We start from the raw sequence: 26,298 nt of genomic DNA, 5'->3' as shown, positions 1-26,298 counted from the left end.
ACACCTCCGGCCCCGCCGGCACGCGGGGCCTCGGTCGAATGAACCGGATAGTCCACCCGGCGGGCCCCGAGGAGCCCGTTCCGGGCATCCTTCCGTCGTTCCGCGTGCCTACTTGCCCATCGCGCGCAGGTTTTCCAGGCACTTCCGAACGGAGTCCAGCGGCGGCACCGGGTACTTCTCCTGCTCCACGATGTACCAGGTCACCCCGCCGACGCTCTCGCACGCGTCGAAGAACGCCGCCCATTGCACGTTGCCTTCGCCGACCAGGGGTTCGCTGCGCGGGCCGGACCAGTCCTTCAGATGCACCGTCACGGCCTGGCCGGGGAACTCCCGCACCAGCGGCGTCGGGTCGACGCCGGCGCCGAGGCAGTTGCCGGCGTCCATCTGCGCGATCAGGCCCTTGCCGCCCGCCCGGAAGATCGTCTGCCAGGGCCACTCGCCGTCGCGGGGCGCCACGTCGTGATAGTGCAGATGGTAGCCCGTGGACATGCCCAGGGGGCGCAGCGTCTCGGCGACTGCGCTCAGCTCCTCGGCGAACCGTTCGCAGTCCTCGCGCGTCTCGTGCTTCATGTAGGGCACGATGAGATGCCGGCATTCGCACGTCCGGTAGAACTCGACCGTCTTCGACAGCTCGTCGCCGCGCAGCGTGTCCATCGGCACGTGCGTGCCGCACATCTTCAGGCCGACGTCGTCGAGAATCGCCTTCATCTCGGCAGCCTCGGCGGCGATGAACTTCCCGGACTCGACGCCGTCGTAGCCCATCTCCGCCACGGCCTTCAGCGTGCCGGCAAGGTCCTCCTTGCAGGCGTCCTTGACGGACCACAACTGCAACCCGATCGGAATCCTGGCCATCGATCCGCTCCTGCTGTACGCCTCTGGAATGCTCCCGGAATCGCGCAGCGCGATCCGCTCGAAGTCCGCCTCTGCCCGCCGGCCGTTTCGTGCGCCCGGCTCGGCGGCCATTCTCGCACCGCCCCACGCCCTTTTCAAGTGCGCGCCGTCGCGTGCGGTTTGAGCCGGCGCGCCAAGACGGTAGAATGCGCGGTCGACGAACGTCCGAGATCGCCGGGAGTCGAAAATGCCCCACGCAGGCCGTCCGAACGTCCTCCTGATCACCACAGACCAGCAGCGCTACGATACCCTCGGCCTGAGCGGCGTGGCGCAGGCCCGCACTCCCCACCTGGACGCCCTGGCCGGGCGCGGGGCGTTCTTCCGCCGTGCCTACGCGCAGAATCCCGTCTGCATCCCCAGCCGCGCCTGCCTCATGACGGGGCGCTACATCCACCAGCACGGCGTGGACTACATGGAGCAGGTCATCGACGACACGCCCGGCCTGCCCGCATGGGAACTGACCATCCAGGAGCGCCTCCAGCACGCCGGCTACCGCACGGCCGCCTTCGGCAAGATCCACATGATGCCCGAGCGGGGCTTCCACGAGCAGCGGGTGACCGGCGGCCAGGGCGCCCGCTGGACGAAGTCCGCCGGACTGCCCATCGGCCTGGGCCCCCTCGGGCGCGACTACGCCGCCTGGCTGGAACAGCGCCATCCCGGCGCCTACGAGGCCATCTACGAGCAGCGCCGCACGCCCGACTACACCCGGTGGGAGACGTGCCTGCCGTTCCCCCTGCCGCTGGAAGAGCACGTGGACTGCTGGACGGCACAGAACACGATCGAGTTCATCCGCCGCGACCACGGCCGGCCGTTCTTCCTCTGGTGCGGCTTCTGCGGCCCACATCCGCCGTGCAACCCTCCGGCCCCGTACGACACCATGTACCCGGTCGACGAAGTGCAGCTCCCGCCCAACTACGCCGTGCGCGAGGACGGCTCGCCGCGCCCGACGACGCCCGAGCAGGACGCCGTGGCGCGCCGCTTCTGCGCCTGCTACTGGGGGCTCGTGACGCTGATCGACGACCAGATCGCCCGCATCGTCGAGGCGCTCCGGGAACGTGGCCTGCTGGACAACACCCTGATCCTGTTCGTGTCCGACCACGGCGAGATGATGTTCGAGTTCGGCCGAACGGGCAAGTCGCGCTTCTACGAGTGCGTAACCCGCATGCCGCTGATCGTCGTGCCCCCCGGCGGCGCGGAGTCCGCCCGCACCGTCGACGGCCTGGTCGAGACCTTCGACGTCGCGCCGACGGTGCTGGACTACTGCGGCGCGGAGGTGCCGGAGGACATGTCGGCCGCCAGCCTGCGGCCGTTGATTGAAGGCCGGGGGCAGGGCAAGGAGGTTGTCCTTTCCGAATTCTCCGACGCGGACCGGTGCACGCGCGGCACCTGCGTGCGCACGGACCGCTACAAGTACGCCTTCTGGGGCCTCGGCGGGGAAGAGCAGTTCTTCGACCTGCAGGAAGACCCTCTCGAACGACGCAACGCCATCGACGATCCCGCCTGCCGCGAGGAGATCGAACGCCACCGTCTCCTCATGCTGGACCGGCTGACGCGCTCCGGCATGCGGCCGCTGCGGACCTGAATTCCTGACAATCCGGAGAGGCTTCTCATGATGACGCCGACGCTGTTCTCGGTCAGTTACGCCGGCCTGTGGGGGCAGCACACCCTGGACCTGCCCGCCTTCATCCGGAAGGCCGCCGCCCTGGGTTACCCGGCGGTGGAACTCATGGGCAAGCGCCCGCACCTCTCGATCCTCGACACGGATGAGGCCGCCCTGGCCGACGTCCGGCAGGCGGCGCAGGAGGCGGACGTCCGCGTCGCCACGGTCGCCGCCTACACGGACTTCACGGCCGGCAGCGATCACGCGGAGACGCCGCTGGGCGAGGTCCAGGTGGCCTACGTGCGCGAGATGGCCCGCATGGCCCGCGCGCTCGGCGCCGGCATCGTGCGCATCTTCACCGGCTACACCACCGACCCGGCCGCGCACGGCGCCGACTGGAACCGGTGCGTCGCCGCCGTGCGCGAGTGCGCGGAGGTCGCCGGCGAATTCGGCGTGGTCGTCGGCGTGCAGAACCACCATGACGTCGGCGTGGACTGGCGCAGCTACGTCGAGTTCCTGGACGAGGTGGGCCACGCGAACTGCCGCGCCATGTTCGACCCCTGGGCACCTGCGCTGCACGGCGACGACCTGTTCGAATGCGCCCGCGCCCTGGCGCCACGCATGGTCCAGACGACGCTGGCCGACTACGTGCGCCTGGCACGCTACCGCTACGTGCCGGGGCTGGTCAACTACGAACCGCTGACGCCCGTGGCCCGCGCCGTGCCGCTGGGCCAGGGATTCGTGGACCTGGACGCCTTCTTCGCCGGCCTCAAAGAGGGCGGCTTCGACGGCTACGTGGCCTACGAGATGTGCTCGCCGCTGCGGGGCGGCGGCAGCCAGGCCAACCTGGACGCGGCGGCGGCCGCCAGCCTGGCCGTCCTGCGCGAGTTGACCGCCACCGACGAAACCTGAAACAAGGGGGCCCGGGGATGATACGCATGGGGCTGATCGGCGCCGGAACCATGGGCCGGATGTACGCCGGAGCATTCACGCAGTCCGCCTCGGCCGAGCTGGTCGCTGTCTGCGACCTGGACGGCAGAAAGGCCCGCGCACTCGGACGCGCCTTCGGCGTGAAGGCGCTCTACGAAGACTACGCCGAGATGCTGCGCGCGGAAGAACTGGACGCCGTCACCGTCGCCACCCCCGACCGCTATCACCGCAAACCGGCCGTCGGCTGCCTCCGCGCCGGAATGCATGTCCTTTGCGAAAAACCACTTGCGACTACCATGGCCGACTGCCGCGCCATCCGCGACGCCGTCCGTAAGTATGACCGACGTCTCATGGTCAACTTCGGCAACCGCCACAAGATGCAGACCTACGCGATGAAGGGCAGACTCGACGCCGGCGAACTCGGCCCGATCGAGAACGCCTTCATCCAGCTCCGCGAGCCCATCCACAAGACCCGCACCCTCGCCTGGGCCGCCGACACCACCCCGACCTTCTTCCTGCTCTCGCACTGCACCGACACGGTCCTGTACCTCATCGGCGGACAGGTCCGCGAGGTCTACGCCCGGGCCAACTACGGCGTCCTCAAGGCGCGCGGCCTGGACACGCCCGACTGCCAGGTGGCCATGCTGGGGCTCGACAGCGGCGCCACGGTGGTCATGGACGCCAACTGGATCATGCCCGACGGATTCGCCCGCGGCATCGACTTCACGCTCGAACTGATCGGACAGAAGGGCACGATCTACACCGCCATGCGCTCCCACGACATGGAGGTGTCGGTCAAGAAGGCGGAGGCGCCGGACTACGACGGCGGCGGCATCGACCCGCTGGGCCGCCGGCACGGCTGGTGGATCAACTCCGTGAACTACTTCATCGAATGCCTGGAGCGCGGAGTCGAGCCCCGACCCGGCGCCGAGGAGGGCATGGAGGTCACGCGCGTGCTGTTGGCCATCGAGCAGTCCTGTCGCACGGGCAAGGTCGTAAAGCTCTAAATCGAGAACGGACACGAACATGCCATTGATCGTTCTGGCCGCGTTGATGATGGCCCTGGGCGCCGCATTCGTCGGGTGTGCCGCCGGGGATGGCCTGGCCGGGCGGCAACTGCCCCGTACTTTCGAGGGAGAGATCCGCAAGCGGGTGCGCCTCGATTACCTGCTCTACCTGCCGGAGGCCTACGCCGACGGCTCGAAGCGCTGGCCGCTCATGCTGTTCCTCCACGGAGTCGGCGAGCGCGGCGACGAACTGGAACGGGTCAAGCTGCACGGCCCGCCGATGCTCATCGAGCAGGGCCGATCCTTCCCCTGCATCGTCGTCTCGCCGCAATGCCCGGCCTGGCAATGGTGGGCCGCCGAGCCCGCCGCACTGGCCGCCCTTCTGGACGAGATCGAGCGCGACTTCCGCGTCGATCCGGACCGCATCTACCTGACGGGGCTGAGCATGGGCGGCGCGGGCACCTGGGCGCTGGCGGCCGAGCAGCCGCATCGCTTCGCCGCCATCGCGCCCGTCTGCGGCCCGACGAACCCCGGGACGGCCGACCGCATCCGCCACCTCCCGGTCTGGGTCTTCCACGGCGCAAAGGACACCACGGTGCCCCTGCGGGAGTCCGAGACCATGGTCGAGGCCCTGCGCGCCCTGGGCGCCGAGCCGAGGCTGACGGTCTACCCCGAGGCGGGCCACGATGCCTGGACGGAGACCTACGCAAACCCGGAACTCTACGAGTGGCTTTTCGCGCAGCGCCGCGCCCGGTGACGAACGCACGGAGGACCGCCCGGGCGAACTTCGAAGGAGAGGACGAATGAGCATGGTCATCGCCGTCGCCGGAAGCCCGCGAAAGACGGGCAATTCCACGACCCTCATGCGGGCCGTCCTCAAGGGTGCGGCCCGGGCCGGCGCCGACGTCCGCGAGGTATACCTCAACGGTCTCACCTACAGGGGTTGCCAGGGCTGCAGCCCGTGCTCGCCCCGAGGACGCTGCGTCGTGCGCGATGAACTGACCCCCGTCCTGGAGGACCTCCGCTGCGCGGACGGCTGGGTGCTGGCGTGCCCCATCTACTACGACGGCGTCTGCGGGCAGATGAAGACGTTCTTCGACCGCTGCCGGACCTTCACCCGCGACCCCCGGTCGCGCAGCCTGAAGCCGCAGCTCGAAGGCGCACGCCGCGCCGCCGTGATCGTCACCTACGAGGACAACCCCCGGGAGGAGTACGGCCGCGAGGCCCGGAAGCTGGTGCACTACCTGGGCTGGATGGGCGACTTCGGCGAGGTCGGTGTCCTCTGCGAGGGCAACCTCGGCCCGCGCGGGGCGGCGGCCGGCCGACCGGACCTGCTGGCCCGCGCCGAGCAGATGGGCGAGCGGCTGTTCGCGTGACGTCTGCCCCCGTGGCTCGCCGGCGCAAGGGGGCGGGCACGCAGGGGGGAGGGGGGGCCTCCTGCGTATGCAACGGTTACGGGAGTATTCGGCCGACTGGACTTTCGGGCGACGGTTTGCTTATGATGAAGCGGGCCGCGGGGACGGCCCGGCCGAGGAGACGCCACGCCCATCCGGAGAACGACGACATGTTCCGCCAGTTGCTGCCCGCCGTTGTGTGCGTTGCCTTGCTCGTGACAGGGTGCGAGAAGAAGGAGGAGGCGACGCCCCCTCCCGTGCGCCGCGTGGTGGGCCCGACGGCACAGACCCCCGCGGGCGTAACGCTCCTGCCGGGTGAGCAGTTTGTGTTCATCACCACCCGGCCGCTGACGGTCGGCCAGTACATGGACTACCTGGAGGGAACCGGCCAGGACGTGCCCGTGCAGTGGCAGGACGTGCTGCCCGGCAGCCCGGAGGCGGGCCGGCCCGTCGTGGGCCTGTCGCGGAAGGAGGCGAAGCGCTGCGCCGTCTGGCACATGAAGCGCCTGCCCACCCCCGAGGAATGGACGCGTGCGGCCGAGACGGTCCGACCCCGTCCGTACCCGTGGACGGAGGACGGAGCCTCCGTCTCGCCGTCGGCCGAGGTGTTCCTGGTGCAGGCCTACCGCCCGGGGTCGCCCGAGGAGCAGAAGGCCCGGCAGGAGAAGGAAGGGCTGGCCGGGGCGCTCCTGACGGAGGCGGTGGCCGAGGTCCAGGCCCGGGCCGCTGAACTGCACGACCGCATCGCCGCCGAACGCACGCGCCGCCAGCTCGCCTGGCAGGAGTTCAAGCCCGCGTTCTTCGCGACGGTCGACAGGCGACGGGCCCTGGCCCAGGAGCGGGGGCTCCGGGCCGGGCGCGCCGAGGCACTGGCGATCGTCACCGATCTGGCGGCCAGGAAGGGCGGCCTGGCCAGGCGCATCGCGACAACCGACATGGACGCCGGCCAGATCGACGCCGAGGTGGCCGACTACGGACGCCTCCTCGCCGAAGTCCGGGCCAACGCCCAGAAGGCCCGCGAACGGCTGCAGGCCGGACTGGATACGGCGCAGCAGGCAGTCGTGGAGCTGTCGAAGGCCTACGAGCAGTGGGGGGCGTCCCGAGTCGGGCTCGGGTTGTCCGAGGTCGAGGCCATGGTCGAAGAGGCCGCCGCCCCGCCCGGCACGATCGCGCTGGCCGCCACCGCCGGGCTGCGGCTGGACGCCGCCGCACGCCGCCTGGAGCAGATGGCCGGCACCGGCGCGTTGCCGGACATGCAGGCCCTGCGTGCACACGCGGCGCAGGACGAGGAGCAGTCGGGCCAACTGCCGCCGGACGAGAGCCCTGCACGGATGGCCGAACTGCGCGAGAAGATGGCCGTCTTCGGGCAGTCCATCGGGCGGGAGTTCCTCCAGGAGGCCGAGGTGTTCGCCGACCTGGAGAAGCTGATCGAGTTGCGGGCGCGCAAGGAGGCCGCCGAAGCCGGCCTTCAGTACATCCGCGATGCCCTGCCTCCGCAGACGGCCACGGGAGGGGGGGCGGCAGGGGCGTAGAGGCCCCCCAGACGCCCGCGACCGGGTTGCACATGAACATGTGGCAAGGCATTCTGCTGGGGCTTGTGCAGGGGCTGACGGAGTTTCTGCCGGTCAGCAGCTCCGCCCACCTGGTCGCAGCCAAGCACCTGCTGAACGTGCAGCAGCCGGGCGTCGCCCTCGAAGTCGCGCTGCACGCCGGCACGCTGGGGGCCATCTTGGCGGTCCTCTGGCGCGACGTTCTGGCCCTGGTCACGGATGCGCTGCGGGGCGGGCTGCTGCTCCTGCGCGGTGCCGGAGCCGAGGCGATCGAGGAACGGGCGCCGCTGTTCGGCACGGCCGCTGCGGTCGTCGTCGGCACCATCCCGGCGGCCGTGATCGGCGTTCTGGCCGGCGACGCCATCGGCGGCCTGTTCGACAACCTGGCGGCGGCGGGCGCGTTCCTGTGCTGCACGGGCGCCATCCTGCTGGCCTCGCGCACGATCCGGCCCGGCACGCGCGAGCGCGTCACGATCGGCCGCGGGCTGGCGGTGGGCGCGGCCCAGGCGATGGCGCTGCTGCCCGGCCTCAGCCGCTCGGGCATCACGATTGTGGCGGGACGCGCGGCCGGCCTGGACCGGCGGCTGGCCGGCCGTTTCTCCTTCCTCCTGGCTGTGCCCGCCCTCACGGGAGCGGCCGTCTGGGAGGTGCTCCGGAGCCTCGGAACGCAGTCGCCGGCGGCCGGGCCGCCGGTGACGGCCGGCGCGCTCGCGGCGGGCGTCCTGGTTTCGGGCCTGACGGGCGGGCTGGCCCTGATCGTCCTCCTGCGGATGATCGAACGCGGCCGGCTCCACTGGTTTGCGGCCTACTGCCTGCCGGCGGGCCTGGCCATGCTGCTGGCCGGGCTGTCGGGCTGAGAGGGCTCGCATGAGCGAACGCGTCGCGCCGGACGCCGAACGGGACGAGGGCTACGTGGAGGAGTCCCGTTCGCTCACGATGGGCATCGTCAGCGTCCTGCCCCTGATGCTCGTCTACCACTGGGGCATCATCCAGAGCGGCTACGGGGAACGCAACCTGGCGCAGGCCTGGCTGACGGGCCCGCTGAACCTGATCGGCATCGAGGCGGCGCACCTGCTGAACGTGGCGCTGGTGCTCGCGCTGCTGGGCGTCCTGTGGCGCAGCGGCCGGGCGCGGCCGTTCAGCCTGCTGGCCGTGGCGGGCATCATCGGCGAATCGGCCTTCTACGCCACGCTGCTCTACAAGGGCGCGCCGGCGCTGGCCGGGCTGCTGGACGAGCGTGCGTCGCGGGTGGTGTTCGCGATCGACTGGCCGGCCCACGGGCCGCTCTGCCTGGCGTTGGGCGCGGGCGTCTACGAGGAACTCGTCTTCCGGCTGCTGCTGGTGGGCGGGGGCTCGCTGCTGCTCTGCCGCGTGTTCCTGTGGAGCCGGGCGCCGAGCCTGGCCGTCATGCTGGCGGCCTCCAGCGTGCTGTTCGCGGCCGCGCACCACGTCGGCCCGCTGGGCGAACCGCTGGAAAGCTACCGGTTCCTGTATCGGACCGTCTGTGGGCTGGCGCTCGGCGTGGTGTTCACGACGCGCGGCTTCGGCGTGGCGGCCTGGACGCACTCGGCGTACAACGCCCTCGTGCTCTTCCAGCAGGCGGCGCTCCGTGCCTGACCGCCGGGTCCCCGCCCCGCGCCTCAGGCCAGCCCGAAGCGCACGTCCACGGCCATGACGCCCTGTCCCTCCGGGTAGACGCGCAGGGGGTTCAGGTCGCACTCGGTCAGCTCCGGATACTCCACGGCCAGTTGCGACACGCGCGTCAGGCACTCGGCCAGGGCCTCGACGTCCGCCGGCGGATCGCCGCGGAACGCCTGCAGGATGCGGGCCGCCCGGATCTCCGAGACCATCTCCCGGGCGTCCCGAAGCGTCAGCGGGGCCACGCGGAAGGTCACGTCCTTGAGCACCTCCACGTAGATCCCGCCCAGGCCGAACATGATGACCGGCCCGAACTGCGCGTCGCGGTTGACGCCGATGATCACCTCGCGGCCGGACGGGGCCATCTGCTGCACCAGCACGCCGTCGAGCCGCGCGTCGGGCTTGTAGCGGCGCGCGGAGTCCATGATCGCCCGGAACGCCGTGCGCACGGCCTCCGCGTCGGCCAGCCGCACCTTGACGCCCCCGGCGTCCGACTTGTGCAGGATGTCGTCCGAGGAGATCTTCAGAACGACCGGGTATCCGACCTGCCCGGCCGCCTCGACGGCGGCCTCCTCGTCGGCCGCGAACACGCTCTTGGGCAGGGCGATCCCGCATGCCTCGGCGATGTCGCGCGCATCGCGCTCGGCCAGCGTTGTATGGCCGCGCTCGGCCGCCCCGGCGATGGTCTTGCGGATCAGGCCGTCGTCGAACGCGTACCTGGGCGCATCGCTGGGCGCGCCGCCGCGCCACTGGCCGTAGCGGTAGAGCGTCTCCATGGCCTTGACGGCCTGGTCCGGACGCGGGAAGTTGGCCACGCCCGCCTTGTCCAGCAGGCGCCAGGCCGGGCGCACCGACTGGCTGCCCATGAAGGTGGCCACGATGGGCTTGTCGGTGGCCTCGGACGCCTCGATGACGGCCGCCGCCGTCTCCTCGACCTCCGTGGACGTCTGCGGGGTCAGGATGGTCAGGACCGCCGATACGTTCGGGTCGGCGCCGACGATGCGGAACGCCGTCCGATATCGGTCGGCGCGCGCGTCGCCCAGGACGTCGACCGGGTTGTGCCTGTTCGCCTGGGGCGGCAGGGCCTCGGTCAGTGCGGACACGGTCGTCTCGGCCAGGTCGGCCATGCGCAGCAGGGAGGACTCCACGGCGTCGGTGGCGATGATGCCGGGGCCGCCGGCGTTGGTGACGATGGCGATGCGGTTGTCGGCCGGCAGCGTCCGGCCGGAGAGCACCCGGGCGAAGTCGAAGAACTCCTCGACGGTGTTGGCGCGGAAGACGCCGCACTGCCGGAAGGCGGCCTCGTAGGCGGTATCGGCGCCGGCCAGGCTGCCGGTGTGGCTCGAAGCCGCGCGGGCGCCCGCGCTGGTGCGGCCCGACTTGAGGATCACGACCGGCTTCTTGCGCGTCACGCGGGATGCCACGTCGATGAACTTCCGCCCGTCGTTGACGCTCTCGACGTACCCCAGGATCACGTCCGTCTCGTCGTCCTCGCCCAGGGCCTCGATCAGGTCCGTCTCGTCCACGTCGGCCTTGTTGCCGTAGCTGATGAACCGCGACATGCCGATGTCCTCGCCCACGCACGCGTCGAGGATCGCCGTGCCCAGCGCGCCGGACTGGCTGAAGAACGCGATCCTGCCCGGCCCGGGCATCGTCGCGCCGAAGGAGGCATTCAGCCCCGTGATGGGGCTCATCACGCCCAGGCAGTTCGGGCCGATGCAGCGGATGCCGTCCCGCCGGCACGCCTCGGTCAACTGCCGCTCCAGCTCCGCGCCCTCCGCGCCCGACTCCTTGAACCCGGCCGTGATGATGATGACCGAGTGGATGTCCTTGCGCGCACACTGCTCGATCGCGTCCAGCACGAAGGCCGACGGGATGCAGAGGACGGCCAGCTCGACCGGGCCGTCCACCTGGTCCACCGACGGGGCGCAGGGAAGCCCGAGCACCTCCTCCGCCTTCGGGTTCACGGGGACAACCGTCCCCTGGAAGCCACCCTCGACCAGGTTGCGGACAACGTCGTAGCCCACCTTGCCGGGCGTACGGCTTGCACCGATGACCGCGACGGAGGCGGGGCTGAAGAACGAAGTGAGCATGGCGACCACACTCCTGGGGCACTGGGGAGTCGGACCGCGCGCGGCCGCTGGGCGGCCCCGCGTTCTCAACGTTCGGCATACTGTATCACAAGGCCGCGGGGGCGGCAAATGCTGCCGCCGGCGAAATCGCCTTGCCGTTGCCCCCGCTCTTCGCTACGATACGAGCCGGACGGGAGCCCCGCGCCGGCCGGATGCGGGCGGCCCGCCGCCCTCGCACCACCTGCATCGGGAGACGCCCATGGCACACAGAACGGTCATCACCGGAGGCGCCGGCTTCCTCGGGTCCCATCTCTGCGACTACTACGTGGAGAAGGGACACGAGGTCCTGTGTCTCGACAACCTCCTGACCGGCGAGCCCGTCAACGTCGGCCACCTGTTCGGCCGCAAGAACTTCCAGTTCATCGACTACGACGTGACCGACTACATCCACGTGGCCGGCCCGGTCGACAACGTGCTGCACTTCGCCTCGCCCGCCAGCCCGGTCGACTACCTGGAGTTCCCCATCGAAACGCTCAAGGTCGGCGCGCTGGGCACCCACAAGGCGCTTGGCCTGGCGCGCGAGAAGCGTGCCCGCTTCCTGCTGGCCTCCACCAGCGAGGTCTACGGCGACCCCCTCCTGCACCCCCAGCCGGAGACCTACTGGGGCAACGTCAACCCCGTCGGGCCCCGCGGCGTCTACGACGAGGCCAAACGCTTTGCCGAAGCCCTCACCATGGCCTATCGCCGCACCCACGGCATGGACACCCGCATCGTACGCATCTTCAACACCTACGGACCCCGCATGCGCCTGCGCGACGGCCGCGCCCTGCCCACGTTCTTCCGACAGGCCCTCACCGGCGAAGACATCACCGTCTTCGGCGACGGCTCCCAGACCCGCAGCTTCTGCTACATCGCCGACATGGTCCGCGGCATCGACGCCCTGCTGACCAGCCACGAGCACGACCCGGTCAACCTCGGCAACCCCGAGGAGCTGACCGTCCTCCAACTGGCCAAGGAGATCATCGCGCTCACCGGCTCCTCCAGCCGCATCGTGTTCCAGCCCCTGCCCACCGACGACCCCAAGGTGCGCCAGCCGGACATCGCCAAGGCCCGCCGCGTGCTCGGCTGGGAACCCACCACGCCCCGCGCCGACGGCCTGCGCCAGGCCATGGAGTACTTCAGGGAACAACTGAGGGCCGGCAATGACTGACATCCCCGTTCTCTGCGTGCGCGGCCGCAACCTGCCCGAGGCATGGGAGAAGGCCGTCCTGGCCGTCTATGACCACGGCGCCCAGGTACGCACCGAATACGACAAGCCCTCCGACCCCCCCAGCCTCGACGCCACCGTCCTGGTCGAGGTCGCCGACCCCCTGGCCGAGCCGCGCATCCACAAGAACTTCCCCGGCGGACCCACCGACCTGGAAGTCTACCGCCAGGAGGTCGTCGACGGCATCCACGACCACTGGATCAACCCCCGCGAGGGCAAGTGGACCTACACCTACCATCAGCGGCTCTTCGCCTACCGGCCCCTGATGGACCTGGAACAGCCCGGGGCGGGACCGCAGTTCCCCGCCGTCGACCAGATCGCCCTCATGGTGCAGAAGCTGGCCTCCGCGCCGCACTCCCGCCGCGCACAGGCCATCACGTGGATCCCCCAGTGCGACCCCGCCACCGACGATCCGCCCTGCCTCCAGCGCCTCTGGGCCCGCCTGCTGCCCGTCGACGACGGCTACACCCTCAACCTCAACACCCACTGGCGCAGCCGCGACCTCTACAAGGCCTGGTTCATGAACGTCTTCGCCCTCACCGACCTCCAGCGCCGCATCGCCGCCGACCTGGCCGAGCGCCTCGACGCCCCGGTCCGGTGCGGACGCTACGTCGACGTCGCCGATTCCCTCCACATCTACGGCAGCTACCGCGACCAGGGACTGGAACGCGAGGTGCAGAAGATGCGCACCAGCCCCTACACCGACCGCGCATGGAACAGCGAGATGCTCGAGCCCATGTTCGCAGAGGCCCGCCGCCACCTGGCCGAGGACCCCGACTACTACGCACGCGGAGAGGCCCCGGCCGCCCCCTGACCGCTCGGGGCAAGGACGCCCCGGCGCGACCCGCGCGCAGGGGCACGCCCCGCCGTGCCCGCCCGCTCGGAGCGAGGACGCCCGGGCGCGACCCGCGTGCAGGGGCACGCCCCGCCGTGCCCGCCCGTGCGTCCGTGTCAGTCCGTGTCAGTCCGTGTCCGTCCGTGTCCGTCCGTGTCCGTCCGTGTCAGTCCGTGTCCGTCCGCTTCTGCCGCGGTTTTGGGGGTTGACACCTGGGGCCAAAACGGCGATAATCCATTCACGGACTTGGGAAGCACATTGACAGTGAAGCCGCGCTGAGTCTTGAAATCCAGGTGTCCGGCCCGGAACAGGCCGGAAGAACCGTTCTCATGCGAAGGAGTGTCCGCGATGCCAACCTTTGAATTCGAGGCGATGAATGCCGAGGGCAAGGCCATCGTCGACCAGGTTGACGCCCGCAACCAGGACGAGGCGATCGCCAAGATCCGCGGGATGGCCCTGTTCCCCACCCGGGTCACGCAGAAGAAGGCCGAGACCGGCCAGCGTCGGACCTCCACCCGGCGCATCCGGAAGAAGTCCTTCACCATCGGCGGTGTCAGCGGCAAGGACCTGACAGGCTTCACCCGGCAGCTCTCCACCCTGACCGACGCCGGCATCCCGATCGTGCAGGCCCTCAACATCCTGGAAGGCCAGATGCGGGCCGGGGCACTGAAGAACATCGTCGGGTCGGTCGCCGACGAGGTCGAGGGCGGCGCCAGCCTCTCGGAGGCCATGGCCAAGCACCCGAAGGCCTTCGACGAACTCTACTGCAACATGGTCAAGGCCGGCGAAACCGGCGGCATGCTCGACCTGGTCCTGCAGCGCCTGGCCGACTTCCGTGAGAAGGCCGCCCGGCTGAAGCGCCGCGTCGTCGGCGCCCTCATCTACCCCGTGGCCGTCCTGAGCATCGCCACCCTCATCCTGGCCGGCCTGATCAAGTGGATCATCCCGTCCTTCATCGACATGTTCCTTGAGATGGAGGTCAAGCTGCCGGCGGCGACCCAGCTACTGCTGGACATCACCTCGTGGTGCACGAAGTACTGGTACGTCCTGCCGGCGGTCCCGGTCGGCATCTTCGTCCTCTACAAGATCATCGTCAGCACCCGCATCGGCCGGCTGACCGTCGACTGGACCAAGTTCCACGTGCCCCTGTTCGGCAGTATCGTCAACAAGTCGGCCATCGCGCGCTTCACCCGCACCTTCGGCACCCTGATCGGCAGCGGCGTGCCCATCCTGGAGGCCCTGAACATCTCCCGCGACACCGCCGGCAACATGGTGCTCGCCAACGCCATCCAGTCCGTGCACGACAGCGTCCGCGAGGGCGACCCCATTGCCGCACCCCTCGGACAGAGCAAGGTCTGCGATGACATCGTCGTGAACATGATCGACGTCGGAGAGGAGACCGGCAACCTCGACGCGATGCTCATGAAGGTGGCCGACAACTACGACCAGGAGGTCGACGTGGCCGTCGAAGGCCTCACCCGCCTCATGGAGCCCATCCTGGTCGTCGGCATGGGTGTCGTCGTCGGCTTCATCGTCATCGCACTCTTCATGCCCCTGGTCTCGATAATGAGCGCGCTCTCCGGGAGTACGAAGTGATGGGTGCACCGTCCACAAGACGCACAGGCGCCGCCGGCCCGGCTGTCGGGCATCGGCCGGCTGAATACAGGGAAAGGAGCCGAACGATGCATGTGGAACGAAACGTCGCCGGGCGGGCAGCGTTCACCCTGGTGGAACTGCTCGTCGTGATCACCATCATCGCCGTGCTGGCCGGACTGCTCACCCCGGCCATCATCGCCGCCATGAACAGGTCGGGAGTGACCGTCACCGTGGCCCGAATCCGCCAGTGCGAGCTGGCCGCCACGGCCTTCTTCAACGACTACGGCCAATACCCGCCCATGCACTGGGACGAACTCGCCGAGCTGTTCGACTACAACGACATAGACGGCCACCTGGACGGCTTGGACACGGGCACGGAGCCCAGCACCATCAACGAAGGCATCGAGGTCTTCGTCGCGTGCCTGGCAAGCCGGACCGGCGGACCTTACCTCCAACCGGAAGGCGACTGGCTGCGCAACGTCGACGTGCCCGACGACCTGAACGCCGCCCCCGATGACCGGGAGAACGACACCCTTCAGAATGACGTCGCCCAGGCCACCAACTGGTACTTCGGCGGCCGCCAGATCTTCGAGATCGTCGACTACTGGGGCAACCCGCTCGTCTACGTCCACAACCGCTACTACGCCGACTACGACGGCTGGGACGAGGAGAACGACGTGTGGTATGCCCCGGCAACCGGCACGGAAGCCCTCCCGTACGCGGATGTCGATGGGGTTCTCCAGCCCTGCTATGCCCGCAGCTACTACGGCACGACGACGGACAACCACCCGAACCTGAACACCTTCCAGCTCTTCAGTTGGGGGCTGGAGGGCATGGCCGGCTGCGATGAGGACGGCGGCCTGCCTGTCCCGACCGAGCCCGGCTGGTTGCCCGGCTGGTGGAAGAAGTCCGGAAAGCTCACCAACTGGGAGGAGTGAGGCCATGGGGCGCATCCGGCACCAGAGCAGGCCGCGCAGCGGCATCACCCTCATCGAACTGCTGGTCGTGATGGCCATCGCCGCCGTCGTCGCCGGCATGCTGGTCGCGTCGTTCTCCGCGGTCGGGCGGCGCACCAGCCGCGAAGGCGCCGCGCAGGACATCCAGAGCCTGCTGCGGCGGGCCCAGATCTCCGCCGTCGACAGCGGCCGCGGCGCTCTGGTCCGCATCGACCCCGTCGAACGCTCCATCTACGGCCTCTCGACCTCCATCGAGGGCGCCTGGCACTTCGAACACATCGACGGCACCATCACCCCCGGCGCGAAGGGCTACGACGGCGAGGTGAACGGCGGCGTCACCCAGGGCCACGGAGGCGCCGTGGGGCTCAGCCTGGCGTTTGACGGCGACGACTACATCGACTGCGGGAATCCGCCCGTCTTCAACCAGACCGACGGCGTCCGCATCGAGACCTGGGTGTGGCCGGACGCACCGACCGTAGCCACTGGTGAACTGCTGGGCGTGATGGGCAAGTCCAGTGTGAACCCCGACGCCGCCGGCTACGCCATGGGACTCGTCTGCACCGGCACGTCCCCGGAGCGATATGCGCCCTGCGGCGGCTTCTTCCTGGACGACGACCCTGCCAACACGGCGATCATGCTCAGGGCCCATGAGGATTTCGAGATCGCCGGGCAGGAATGGAGCCATGTGGCCATCGAGTTCGACGGCTATGAAGCGCGCCTGTTCGTCAACGGCGTCCTGGCCGACCTGGACAGCTCTCGTCAGCCCGAAGACGATAACCCCGTGGCCGATCCCAACCCGCCCAACCCGCCGCAGAACACGGACGTGACATTCGTCGCGCCCCAGCGGATCCGCGCCGCCCGGGGGGCGAACCTGACGATCGGCGCCGCGCTGTTCCCCCCCATGGGGACCACGGTGTACATGCAGGGCCGGATCGACCAGCCCAAGATCCTGTCGGTGGCCGGCGGCGAGCGCACCCGGATGCCCGAGGGCGTCCCGATCTTCTCCTCCCACGGCGCCATCCACTTCGACGGACAGGGCCGGCTCGACATCGCCTACCACGGCGGCGACGTCTTCATCGCGGTCGGCGACCCCTACCAGATGGCCGAACTCGCCGGCGACGTCGCCGTCGACGCCCTGACACTCCCCCTGCAGGGCCGCAACCCCATGCCGCCCGACGGCGGCATCGTGCTCATACGCAGCGAAGACGCCGGGGAGGTGTACTACGAACTGATCCGGTATGACTCGGCCGCCGGCGCGAACCTCAACCTGATTCAGTTCAACGACCGCCGCGCCGCGTACGGGACGCTGGCGGATGCGCACGACGCGGGCGACCCCGTCTGGTTCGCCCGCGTCGTGCGCGTGACGCCGGCGGGCGTGGTGGGCCGGGTGGTCTGGCCATGACAGCGCGGCACAGAAGCGAGGCAGAACGCATGAGAACCACGAGCGACACCACACCGGGCCCGCGGGCCCGCATCCCGGGCGGACGGGACGGCCGCCGGGGGGCCGCGCTGATGCTGGCCCTCATCGTGCTGGCCGCCATGTTCCTGCTGGCCCTGCCCTTCGCCGTCTTCATGCGCATGCAGCACGGCTCGGGCACGCAGGCCCTGCACGCGGTCCGCGCCCGCGCCGGCGCCCAGGGCGCCGTCAGCCACGCCATCGCCGTGCTGAGCCGCGGCGTCTACGCCCTCGAAGACCAGGCATTCGCGAGCGCCACGCCCGACGCCTTCTTCCCGTTCAATGATCCGGCGGTCGACACGCCCTGGGAGTTCCACGTCACGCTGCGCACGCGGGCCACCGCCAGCACCCTGGGCGCTGCCGGCGGCGGGACCCTGACCGTTGAGAACGCCCTCGGATTCCCGAACGACGGGGACGACAACACGGTCGACGGCTACATCCGCGTGAACAACGAGTGGCTGGCCTACGTCCGCCGGGACGACATGGACCCGAGCAGCGCCGACTTCCCGCACGGAACCCTGACGGTGCTCGACGAGCACCGGGGCCTGTTCGGGACGACACCGGAGGCGCATGCGCCCGGCGCCATCGTGTCCTTCTACCCCGACAGCGCGCTGTGGCATCTGACCGTGCAGGACCAGCAGGCGCTCATCAACATCAACACGGCGCCCTACGACGTGATCCTGAACCTGCTGGAGGAGCTGGGGATCGGCACCGACGCCGGCAACCGGATGGACATCGCCCGGGCCATCTCCAACTACCGGCTCTACTACACCTGGTGGAAGACGTCGACCGACATCGAATACACCCCCTTCCAGAACCTCAGCATGCTCAAGAACATCGCGGACGCGGACGGGACCTATTGGGGCGCGACCAGCGCGCCGCTGAGCGCCGCCGACTTCGACAAGCTTCGCCGCTACGTCACGGTCCATTCGGAACACACCGGCACCTCCCGCTGGCAGGGACCCTTTGCACTCCAGGGCAACATCGAGGCCGGCCCGAGCGGAGGCGACGCGGCCACAGACCAGTCTTCGGCGAACCTGAGTTCCGCCAACGGCATCGGGCTCGGCACCATCGTGCGGCTGACGGACACGCCGACCGGGGACGCGGAGTACCGCATCGTCTCCTCCCGCAACGAAGACACACAACTGGCCGAGGACATCGACGAGTCTCCAGCGGACATCCCGGTCACCAGCGTCGCCGGGTTCCGCCTGATGGACGGCGCCACGGGCTACATCCGCATCGAGGACCCGGTGGAGGGACACGAGTGGATCAGCTACACGGGCATCGACGCCACGGCGGCGCCCTACCCGCTGCTGACCGGCGTCACGCGCGGGGAGTTCGGCACATCCGGTGTGGACCACGACGCGGGGCGGTCTCTGGACGGCTGCGTGATCTCCTGGGAGATCGACCTGTACGAGGAGTATCAGAGCGGCGGCGCGGACCCCGACGAACTCCACGCCGAGGCGCGGCACGCGATCAACATCAACACCGTCACGAGCGACATCGTCCTGCGCTCGATCCTGGATGGCATCAGCGACGACACGACGAGCATCGGGCCGGCCGAAGCGGACGCCGTGGCCCAAGCGCTGCTCGACCGTACCTCCGGCGAGAACTGGTTCGTCGACCGGGCGGATCTGGACGCCTTCTTCGGCACCGTAGCCTCGCTCTCCGCCGCGCAGGTGCAGTTGCTGAGGCACAACTTCGACACCGACCCGGCGGATTGGCCGGCCGTCTCCACCGTGCCCCTGCGGTTCAACAGCGGCACGATGATCGGCATCGACTCGGTGGGCATCGTCGACGACCGGGCCGGCACGCCCATCGCCCAGGTGCCCGTGAACGCCGGCCTGGCGATCGCGCGCATCTACGACGTCGCCCCGCCGCTCGACCCCCTCTACTGGGTCCTGCGGAGCCAGAAGGACTTCTGGACCCACTGGCAGACGGCCGGCGGCAACGGGAACTTCCTCACCAACCCCATCAACATGGGCTTCGATCCCGCGACGTTTGACGCCGCAACGACGGACGTCTACGAGGACCTCGACGACGGCGTCGGCACGGTGGCTCCTCTCCTGGACCAGTTGAACGCCACCCGCTACACGACGCTTCAGGAGGGGCTGCACGAGAGCACGCCGAGCTTCGACCTGGACTTCTCCATCGCCGCCGACACGGAGATGGTGCTGGGCACAGAGGCCGACGTGACGAACACAACGAGCGAGGGCCTGCGGTCCACGCGGCTCGCTTACCGCACGCACTACGACGCGGTCGCCGGGGAGCGGCACGTCGAAGCCGACTCGCGCGACGCCACCATCCAGCCTTTCGCCGTGGAGTTCTGGATGCGGCCCGCCGACGACGTGACCTCGCGGCAGCTATTGGTGGACCTCGGCGACGGAGCCGACCCCGACGCGCTGACGGCGATCAACCAGGTGCGCGTCTACCTGGAGGACGGCCGGCTGAAGCTCCGCATCGACGAGCCCGTCGGCGACCGGACGCTCGCCGGATACGAGGGCTACGTGGAGGCCGTCTCCGACATCCCCCTGGAGTCCAACCGGTGGTACCACGTGGCGGTGGCTGTCGCGGGCACGTTCCGCAACGAGATCGCCATGTTCATCGACGGCATCTACGATCGGGAAATGGACTGGACGTTCCATCACCCGACCGGCCAGGCGGGCCCGGGCGCCGTGCAGGAGGGCTCCTTCCTGCCGGTCGCCATGGCCTATCCGAACCGCACGGCGGCGGTCACCTGGGGCCCCGGGCCGACCGGCGAGTGGCCCCTGACGCTGGGCTACATCGGCCTGGACGATGCCTCGTGGCTGCCGGAGCAGGGCGCCGTCGTCATCGGCTCCGCCGGACACGCCTACGCCTACGACGCCAAGGGCACATACTGGGTCGAGGATCCGCCCGGCAGCGGGAACATGGTGGAGGTCGACGCCCTCCATCTGGTGGATTTCGCGGACGGAAGCGCGAAGGGCCTCGAAGAGACGCACATGCGGGGCGAGCTGGTGGCCCTGATGCTGCCCGTCGTCCGCACCACGGTGCATTCGGCCGGCTGGCAGCCCCCCGTGGCAACCGACGAGGTCTCGCTGTGGTACCACACGGACCTGGGCAACGGCTCCTATGACCGGGGCGCGGTTCCCGCGAACTCGTATATCGTCGGGACCTCGCACCCGATGGGCGCCTGGCCGACCTGGGCGGCGTACCACGACTTCCGGTGGATCGGGCTGGACCCGACGCTCTACCCGCTGGAAGGAGCCGGCGACCTGCTGCCGGAGGACCGGTGGAAGGTGCTCGTCAAGCACACGGCCGCCGTGCTGGCGGGCACGCCCCTGCTGTCGGGCACCCTGCCGTGCGGCCCCGTGGGGAGCGAACTCAGCCTCGGCGGTGCGCGGGACGGCGGCGAGGTCTTCGAGGGCGAACTGGACGAACTGCGCCTGACGGCCCTGCCGAATCTGCGGGTGGCTGCTGCCGACTGGAGCGCCGCCGCGACCGACGGAACGGTCGAGCGGTGGACCTGGGACGACGCCACCGGCTGGCCGCTGCTGGGGCGCGAGGCGGGGAGCGCCTTCGACATGGCCGAGGCCCTGGGCCGGGCCGAGATGCCCCTCAGCGGGCTGTTCATGGTGGCCGGGCACATCTACAGCTACCAGGAGTTCCTCTCGCCGCCGGGGCACACGTTCGCCGGTGTGGCGCAGATGCGCGACGACCTGACCCCGCTGGGCGGCGGCTTCGCCGAGGTCCATGAGGGCTGGCGCGCGGTCATCCCGCTCAGCTTCCTGCCGGCCACCCGGCTGGTCGCCGGCGTTGGGGCCGGCGACACCGCCATCGCGGTGGAGGACGCCTCGGTGCTGCCCCTCACCGGCTACGTGAAGATCGGCGACGAGATCCTGGCCTACGAGGAAATCGCGGCCTGGGGCACGCCTCCGCAAGGCGAGCTGCGGCTTGGCGGCGGCTACCGGCGCGGCTGCTACAACACGGCCGCCGCAGGCCATGCGGCCGGCGACATCGTCCGCCACGTGCCCGTGCGGCACCTGGATCGCTATCAGGTCGGAACCGCCTGGGGCAACCATACGGGATACACGGGGGCCGAACTGGGCGGCGACATGTGCATGTACAGCTTCAGCGTCGACCGCCCGGGCCGGCTGCGGACCGTGCGGTGGCGCTTCAAGGAGCCACTCGAAGAGGGCCAGCAGGTCGCCGTCGTCGTCAAGATCGACGACACGGAGCCCTGGAACACGAACCCGGACGCGAGCGCGGCAGACAACATCTGGGGCCGGATCTGCAACGAGGGCGACCAGGAGGACGTGCTCTCGCTCTCCAACGGCGCCGGCGAGCGGCCGGTGGTCAACACCCGGGTCGAAGTGCGGTTCTACTTCGACCTGTCCGAGACGGAGCCCTACAGCACCACCTATGAAGCCGGCGCGCCCGTGCCGGGCGGCGGCTGGTCGGAGATGGTGGAGCTGGACGAAGTCCGAATCGAGATGGTCCCCGAGCCCATGACTTTCTGAGCCGCCTGTGAGGGATAGACAGACATGATCAGTCGAGAGCGACAAACGACAGGACTCACGGGCAGGCGCTGTGCGACGCAGGCCAGGGCGGCGTCCCGGCGCCGGGCCGGGTTTACGCTTGTCGAGATGCTGGTCGCCATGACGCTGGTGATCATCTTCGGCTCGATCGCCATCCGCACCCTGCAGTATGGCAGCAGCCTGTGGCGGATCGGCCATCGCCGCGCCGCCGCCTACGACGCCGCCACCATCGTCTTCCACCAGATCGCCGACGACATCGGGGCCTGCCGGAGCCAGTTCTGGAACAAGGAAGCCGAAGACTACGACATGCGCATCAAGTTCTGGGTGGACGGGGACGATGAGGGCCGGCAGAGGCTGCGGTTCGTCCGGGGGCTTCCCGACCAGACCCTCAACCCCTACCTGCGCGCGGCCGGCGACGTCGCCAACGCGACCGGCGTCTACAACCTGATCGACATGGAGGATGACCTGGCCCCGCTCGAGGGCCTCTGCGAGGTGGCCTACCTGCGCGGGCTGGACGGCGACGACTCCGACACGCTCTACCGCGCGGTGCTCTCGCCCATAGGAGACGACCCCGTCAACCTGGACGATCCCGGGCATACGTTCTTCGACAGGGACGTGCTTGCGACCGCCGACCGCATCAAGGGGAAGGCGCTGCCGCTGGCCGAGAACGTGCTCCACTTCGAAGTCCGCTGCTGGAGCCAGTACACGACCACCTGGGAGGGCCGGGGCGACCCGGATTTCCACGTCTGGACCAACTCGTATAAGCCGACCACCTGCGGCCCGCTGTTCGCGTGGGACAGCGACCGGCTGGACGACGCCTCAACGCCGTCATTCCGGATGGACTGGGGCCAGCCCGGCTTCGCCGATCCCGACGACTATGCCACAGAAGAGGAGCGGGTCGACGACAACGTCTTCCCCTCGGCGATCATGGTGGTGGTCGTGACGACGCCGCCGGACCGGCTGCCCGGCGTCGGGCGCCTGGAGGTGGTGGAGGACCTCGGGGACAGCATCCGCGTGCGGGGCAATGTGCCGGCCTACAACACCCGGTGGCCCTACATCCGCATCGAGGACGAGTGGATCCGGTTCGAGGCATTCGACGAGGACACGCAGACCTTCACCGGGTGTGAGCGCGCTGTCCGCGGCACGGCGGAGGTCGCCCACGCCGTCGGCGCGCCAGTCGAGTTCGGCTTCACGTTCAGCCGCGTCTTCCGCAACCTCACTGGCAGGGAATCCTGGTGACAACCCCGCCGGCTGCGGGCCGGCGCCCCGGCCATGGGCCGGCGAAGGAGGCGGACATGCATCGCATCTGCAAAACGCTTGCACGCGGCGCCGGCCGTCGGTCCGGCATGACGCTGACGGAGGTCCTCCTGGGGCTGGCCGTGTTCCTGACCGGTTCGGTCAGTATCGTCAGCCTCTTCGTCACCGCCGGCGTCCTCCACGCCGAAGCGTCCAACCGCCGCACGGCCGCCTTCATCGCCGAGGAACTCATCGCCGAGGCCCAGGATGTGCGCTTCAGCGAGGTCTTCGCCAAGACGGACCTGAACCAGCCGACGGCGAGCGCCGGCGACGGCAGCTTCGACGTCCAGACGACACAGGCCGAGATGGACTACCCCTCGGCGAACTTCGACCTCTACCCCATCCGGCACAACTTCTTCCCGCTGCAGGCGGAACAGGAAGACACCCGCACGGAGGGACCGTTCCTGATCGGCAGCGACCTGATCTACTACAGCCGCAGGCTGGCCAACAGATTCGCGACCTGCGACCACGTGGCCGGGCCCGGCGGTTCGTACGTGCAGGGCGACCCGATCCTGCAGCCGCGCACATGGTTCTACGTGCTGGACGCGGACATTGACCACGATGACGACACGGTCCTCGTGAACGGCAACCCCCAGGGGCTCCCCGATGGGTCAGATGCCGGGGCGCCGGTGCCCGGCTACATCGTCGTGGACGAGGAGTGGATGCGCTACGACGCGCGCAGTGCGACCTCCTTCACGATCAGCGACGCAAACAACGACGGCAAGTTCGACCGCGGCGTGGGCGGCACGGCGGCCGTCGCGCACAAGGCCGGCACGCCCGTTACCGTCGCCCGGGAACATCCGTTCTACCCCGGCTTCTACTACACGGTGCAGTTCTACCCGACGAACGCCCGCGGGACCTCGGCCCGGATGATCGTCTCGGTCGCCTACGCGACCGGGAACATGTTCCGCGCCTGGACCTTCCAGGGCGCCTACACCCCCCGGAGCCGCTGACGGGCCGGCGGCCGGCGCGCGGGCGTTCAGAACGCCAGTTCCACCATGGCGTGGCCGTCGAGGCGCTGCAGGAGGAAGTCCACCCGACCGCCTTCGAAGCGGAACTCCAGCGGCCCGCCGTCGGGCACCCTGCGCACGGACCGAACCGTCCCCGGCACCTTGACCGATACGTTCAGCCCGAACAGCGGGATCACGTCCTCGATCACGTCCAGCTCACGCCCGCGCCGTTCGGGCACGTAATGGAGCAGGTGCACGATCCAGCGCCGCTCGGCGGCCTGCTCGTTCACCGTCGCCATGAGGCCCGTCGGGCCGTCGTGGCGCAGCAGGGGCTCGGGCAGCAGCATGTCCACGGCGTTCAGGAGGAGCGTCCGGCACCAGCGCGGCGCCCACGCGTTGTAGAGGCTGAAGACGGGGTGTGCGAAGTAGACGGCGCCGCCCCGGCGCACGATGCCGGGGTAGTCGGGCCGGCCCGAAGACGGCGTCTGGCGGTGCGAGCAGAAGTGTTCGCTCGTGCGGTCGAAGTAGGATGCGATCACGGGGGCCAGGACGTCCGTTCCGGGCTGCGCTTCGACTTCGACGCCCTTCGCGTACATCACGTGTTCGGTGGGCGGCAGGCCCTGCCCGATGGCACCCGACGGGAGGACGTATTCGGCGTATGCGCTGCGGCCCTCCCACCCGGTATCGCGCGCGAGCCGGCCGTCGGGGCACCGCGTCGGGTTCGGCCGGAGCCGCACGCCGAGCCCTGCCGCCGCGAAGCGGTCCTTCGAGGGGGTCAGGCCGGACTCGAAGGAAGCGATCAGCCGGCCTCCGGCGTCGAGGTAGCCCTGCAGCCGGGCGGCCAGCTCGTCGTCCACGGGCACGTGATCGGGCAGCACGAGCAGCTTGTACGGCGCCCAGTCGCTGCGCGTGTCGAGCACGTCGAACTGCCGCGCGCCTTCCTGCAGGATACGCACCGCGCCGGCGGCGGCCTCGCGCCGGCCGGTGAACTCCTCCGGCGTCAGAACGCCGATCTCCGCGACGGCCCGGGCGCCCGCGCACCAGGGCTCCCTCGCCTCGACCAGGCTGTAGACCGACCCGATCAGGTCGTAGACGTGCGGGCAGAGCCGGCCGCGCGGGTGGAGCTGGTCGCCCACGTCGCACTTCGCGTTCAGCGCCAGCATGCGCAGGCACTCGAATTCGAGTGCCGGCCGGTTCTTGAACGAGTGGAAATCTCCCCAGGCGGTGTGGAACTTCCCGGTGTGGCTCAGGCAGTCCCGGCCGAGCGTGCGCGCGTAGCGGACGGACAGCGGGAAGTGGATGTAGCCCCAGCCGCCGCTCGGAAGGGACTCCACTTCGAAGTGCGTGTAGGCCGGGGCCGAATCCCGCACGGCGGGCCCGACGTGCCCGGCGTTGTAGAAGACGAGGCAGTCCTTGTTGAACCGCCGCACGAACTCGGTCATGTCCTGCTTGAACGCATCGAGCATCTGCTTCGCATGGCGCATGCGGTCTGCGTGGACGGCCGGGTCGAGCCCGGCTGCCTCCATATCGTCCCGGCAGCCGCGGCAGGAGCAGTCGCGGTGCTGGACGATGTCGAAGAAGAACCCATCGACGGGCAGCGTCTCGAGCATCTCCCGCACGTGGAGCTTGAGAAATTCCCGGTAGGGCGTGTTGACGCAGAGGTAGCGGTAGAAGCCGGCCTCGTACGGCGGGGTGCCGGACAGCCTGCCGTCCGGGTCCAGGACGCACCACTCCGGATGGCGCTGGGAAGTGTAGTGGTCCCACTGAACGGTTGTGTAGATGGGCACGCGGATGCCGCGCGCGTGGCAGGCCTCGATCTGCTCCCTGAGCAGGTCGCGGCGGGCGAGCGTCGGGTGGACGCGCTCGGGGAATTCCCTTGAATCGAAGTAGATCCAGCCGTGATGGCACCGGCCGAACGCGGTGACGGAGTTGACGTGCGCCTTCTCCAGGGTGGCGGCGAACTCCTCGGCGTCGAAGTCCGCGCCCACGTCGGGAATGTCTTCGCTCGTGTGAAAATCCAGGTGGATCTGGCGAAACGGCAGTTCCCATCGAGTCATGACAACGCCTCCTCATGGTGAACGGCGCCGGGAGTGCCCGACAGGCGGGGATTGTAGCCTCTCGGCGCGGCCGATTCGCGGGAACGGCGGTTCCCCGGAGAGCGGCCGGCTCACGTGCGCTTCTGGAAGCGTGCGATGCGCTCGTCCAGGATGCGGCCCTCGCGGATGATGGTGGCCTTCTCCAGCACGGGGTTCGGCCGGCCTTCGGCCAGGTCGCTGACGAACCGCGCCACGACCCCGCTGATCGCCTCGCTCGCCGTCCGGTGGTAGAGCGACGGGGTGTGGT

At 69.6% G+C, this 26,298-nt stretch carries 20 protein-coding genes; 16 read left to right on the top strand and 4 right to left on the bottom strand.

All coding sequences use genetic code 11. The features are described 5' to 3' along the window. Positions 1-108: 108 nt before the first annotated feature. Entirely contained in the window at positions 109-852 is a 744-nt protein-coding gene (locus GXY85_11045) for a sugar phosphate isomerase/epimerase (protein NLW51356.1), read from the bottom strand. Between the two features lie 226 nt (positions 853-1,078). On the opposite strand from GXY85_11045, the gene GXY85_11040 reads away from it, so the two are divergent. From GXY85_11040 to GXY85_11005, 8 genes are all read left to right on the top strand, one after another. Further along, a complete protein-coding gene (locus GXY85_11040) occupies positions 1,079-2,473 on the top strand; it encodes a sulfatase-like hydrolase/transferase (protein NLW51355.1) in 1,395 nt (464 codons plus the stop codon). Between the two features lie 27 nt (positions 2,474-2,500). Beyond that, on the top strand, positions 2,501-3,403 hold the full coding sequence (locus GXY85_11035; GenBank protein ID NLW51354.1) for a sugar phosphate isomerase/epimerase: 903 nt from the start codon (positions 2,501-2,503) through the stop codon (positions 3,401-3,403). Positions 3,404-3,429: 26 nt separating this feature from the next. After that, positions 3,430-4,428: a Gfo/Idh/MocA family oxidoreductase gene (locus GXY85_11030; GenBank protein NLW51353.1), complete on the top strand. Its 999-nt coding sequence runs from the start codon at positions 3,430-3,432 to the stop codon at positions 4,426-4,428. Between the two features lie 49 nt (positions 4,429-4,477). After that, positions 4,478-5,185 carry a prolyl oligopeptidase family serine peptidase gene (locus GXY85_11025; protein ID NLW51352.1) on the top strand — a complete coding sequence of 236 codons (708 nt, stop codon included), beginning with the start codon at positions 4,478-4,480 and terminating at the stop codon, positions 5,183-5,185. A gap of 46 nt (positions 5,186-5,231) precedes the next feature. Beyond that, positions 5,232-5,804 carry a flavodoxin family protein gene (locus tag GXY85_11020; GenBank protein ID NLW51351.1) on the top strand — a complete coding sequence of 191 codons (573 nt, stop codon included), beginning with the start codon at positions 5,232-5,234 and terminating at the stop codon, positions 5,802-5,804. A gap of 188 nt (positions 5,805-5,992) precedes the next feature. Next, the gene (locus GXY85_11015) at positions 5,993-7,354 is read left to right on the top strand and encodes an SUMF1/EgtB/PvdO family nonheme iron enzyme (protein NLW51350.1); all 1,362 of its coding nucleotides are present in this window, start codon (positions 5,993-5,995) and stop codon (positions 7,352-7,354) included. Positions 7,355-7,392: 38 nt separating this feature from the next. Further along, positions 7,393-8,229 (top strand): undecaprenyl-diphosphate phosphatase, encoded by an 837-nt coding sequence (locus GXY85_11010; GenBank protein NLW51349.1) that lies wholly within the window; start codon positions 7,393-7,395, stop codon positions 8,227-8,229. 10 nt (positions 8,230-8,239) lie between these two features. After that, complete coding sequence (locus GXY85_11005) at positions 8,240-8,989, top strand: CPBP family intramembrane metalloprotease (GenBank protein NLW51348.1); 750 nt, start codon at positions 8,240-8,242, stop codon at positions 8,987-8,989. 23 nt (positions 8,990-9,012) lie between these two features. Here GXY85_11005 and GXY85_11000 read toward each other — a convergent pair whose 3' ends face one another. Continuing rightward, positions 9,013-11,103, bottom strand: coding sequence for a CoA-binding protein (locus GXY85_11000; protein ID NLW51347.1), 2,091 nt, complete (start codon positions 11,101-11,103; stop codon positions 9,013-9,015). A 238-nt stretch (positions 11,104-11,341) separates the two neighbouring features. On the opposite strand from GXY85_11000, the gene GXY85_10995 reads away from it, so the two are divergent. The 8 genes from GXY85_10995 (at position 11,342) to GXY85_10960 (ending at position 23,958) form a co-directional block, all read left to right on the top strand. Beyond that, positions 11,342-12,292, top strand: a complete 951-nt coding sequence (locus tag GXY85_10995) for an SDR family oxidoreductase (GenBank protein NLW51346.1) — start codon at positions 11,342-11,344, stop codon at positions 12,290-12,292. Further along, positions 12,285-13,163 carry a hypothetical protein gene (locus GXY85_10990; protein NLW51345.1) on the top strand — a complete coding sequence of 293 codons (879 nt, stop codon included), beginning with the start codon at positions 12,285-12,287 and terminating at the stop codon, positions 13,161-13,163. Before GXY85_10995 ends, GXY85_10990 begins: the two co-directional genes overlap by 8 nt. A gap of 369 nt (positions 13,164-13,532) precedes the next feature. Further along, positions 13,533-14,780, top strand: coding sequence for a type II secretion system F family protein (locus GXY85_10985; GenBank protein ID NLW51344.1), 1,248 nt, complete (start codon positions 13,533-13,535; stop codon positions 14,778-14,780). An 86-nt stretch (positions 14,781-14,866) separates the two neighbouring features. Continuing rightward, on the top strand, positions 14,867-15,718 hold the full coding sequence (locus GXY85_10980) for a type II secretion system protein (GenBank protein NLW51343.1): 852 nt from the start codon (positions 14,867-14,869) through the stop codon (positions 15,716-15,718). Positions 15,719-15,722: 4 nt separating this feature from the next. Continuing rightward, entirely contained in the window at positions 15,723-17,138 is a 1,416-nt protein-coding gene (locus GXY85_10975; protein ID NLW51342.1) for a LamG domain-containing protein, read from the top strand. Positions 17,139-17,167: 29 nt separating this feature from the next. Next, positions 17,168-21,691 (top strand): LamG domain-containing protein, encoded by a 4,524-nt coding sequence (locus GXY85_10970; protein NLW51341.1) that lies wholly within the window; start codon positions 17,168-17,170, stop codon positions 21,689-21,691. 24 nt (positions 21,692-21,715) lie between these two features. Further along, on the top strand, positions 21,716-22,948 hold the full coding sequence (locus tag GXY85_10965; protein ID NLW51340.1) for a type II secretion system protein: 1,233 nt from the start codon (positions 21,716-21,718) through the stop codon (positions 22,946-22,948). A gap of 56 nt (positions 22,949-23,004) precedes the next feature. Further along, positions 23,005-23,958, top strand: coding sequence for a hypothetical protein (locus GXY85_10960; GenBank protein ID NLW51339.1), 954 nt, complete (start codon positions 23,005-23,007; stop codon positions 23,956-23,958). Positions 23,959-23,984: 26 nt separating this feature from the next. Here the strand turns inward: GXY85_10960 and GXY85_10955 are convergent, their stop codons facing one another. Next, positions 23,985-26,012, bottom strand: coding sequence for a beta-galactosidase (locus GXY85_10955; GenBank protein NLW51338.1), 2,028 nt, complete (start codon positions 26,010-26,012; stop codon positions 23,985-23,987). A gap of 110 nt (positions 26,013-26,122) precedes the next feature. Beyond that, a partial coding sequence (locus GXY85_10950; protein NLW51337.1) for a N(5)-(carboxyethyl)ornithine synthase occupies positions 26,123-26,298 on the bottom strand: 176 nt, incomplete at its 5' end.

Source organism: Candidatus Brocadiaceae bacterium (assembly GCA_012728835.1).
Classification (GTDB): Bacteria; Planctomycetota; Brocadiia; order SM23-32; family SM23-32; genus JAAYEJ01.
The sequence above is the reverse complement of the archived record's forward strand: the minus strand, read 5'-3'. Positions and strand labels throughout refer to the sequence as shown.

Bases quoted from the DNA above. Each gene is read 5' to 3' on its own strand.
- GXY85_10955 (NLW51338.1), bottom strand. From the start codon at position 26,012: ATGACTCGATGGGAACTGCCGTTTCGCCAGATCCACCTGGATTTTCAC.
- GXY85_11045 (NLW51356.1), bottom strand. From the start codon at position 852: ATGGCCAGGATTCCGATCGGGTTGCAGTTGTGGTCCGTCAAGGACGCC.
- GXY85_10965 (NLW51340.1), top strand. From the start codon at position 21,716: ATGATCAGTCGAGAGCGACAAACGACAGGACTCACGGGCAGGCGCTGT.
- GXY85_10970 (NLW51341.1), top strand. From the start codon at position 17,168: ATGAGAACCACGAGCGACACCACACCGGGCCCGCGGGCCCGCATCCCG.
- GXY85_10980 (NLW51343.1), top strand. From the start codon at position 14,867: ATGCATGTGGAACGAAACGTCGCCGGGCGGGCAGCGTTCACCCTGGTG.
- GXY85_10975 (NLW51342.1), top strand. From the start codon at position 15,723: ATGGGGCGCATCCGGCACCAGAGCAGGCCGCGCAGCGGCATCACCCTC.
- GXY85_10990 (NLW51345.1), top strand. From the start codon at position 12,285: ATGACTGACATCCCCGTTCTCTGCGTGCGCGGCCGCAACCTGCCCGAG.
- GXY85_11020 (NLW51351.1), top strand. From the start codon at position 5,232: ATGAGCATGGTCATCGCCGTCGCCGGAAGCCCGCGAAAGACGGGCAAT.
- GXY85_11015 (NLW51350.1), top strand. From the start codon at position 5,993: ATGTTCCGCCAGTTGCTGCCCGCCGTTGTGTGCGTTGCCTTGCTCGTG.
- GXY85_11030 (NLW51353.1), top strand. From the start codon at position 3,430: ATGGGGCTGATCGGCGCCGGAACCATGGGCCGGATGTACGCCGGAGCA.
- GXY85_10995 (NLW51346.1), top strand. From the start codon at position 11,342: ATGGCACACAGAACGGTCATCACCGGAGGCGCCGGCTTCCTCGGGTCC.
- GXY85_11035 (NLW51354.1), top strand. From the start codon at position 2,501: ATGATGACGCCGACGCTGTTCTCGGTCAGTTACGCCGGCCTGTGGGGG.
- GXY85_10985 (NLW51344.1), top strand. From the start codon at position 13,533: ATGCCAACCTTTGAATTCGAGGCGATGAATGCCGAGGGCAAGGCCATC.
- GXY85_11040 (NLW51355.1), top strand. From the start codon at position 1,079: ATGCCCCACGCAGGCCGTCCGAACGTCCTCCTGATCACCACAGACCAG.
- GXY85_11000 (NLW51347.1), bottom strand. From the start codon at position 11,103: ATGCTCACTTCGTTCTTCAGCCCCGCCTCCGTCGCGGTCATCGGTGCA.
- GXY85_11025 (NLW51352.1), top strand. From the start codon at position 4,478: ATGGCCCTGGGCGCCGCATTCGTCGGGTGTGCCGCCGGGGATGGCCTG.
- GXY85_11010 (NLW51349.1), top strand. From the start codon at position 7,393: ATGTGGCAAGGCATTCTGCTGGGGCTTGTGCAGGGGCTGACGGAGTTT.
- GXY85_10960 (NLW51339.1), top strand. From the start codon at position 23,005: ATGCATCGCATCTGCAAAACGCTTGCACGCGGCGCCGGCCGTCGGTCC.
- GXY85_11005 (NLW51348.1), top strand. From the start codon at position 8,240: ATGAGCGAACGCGTCGCGCCGGACGCCGAACGGGACGAGGGCTACGTG.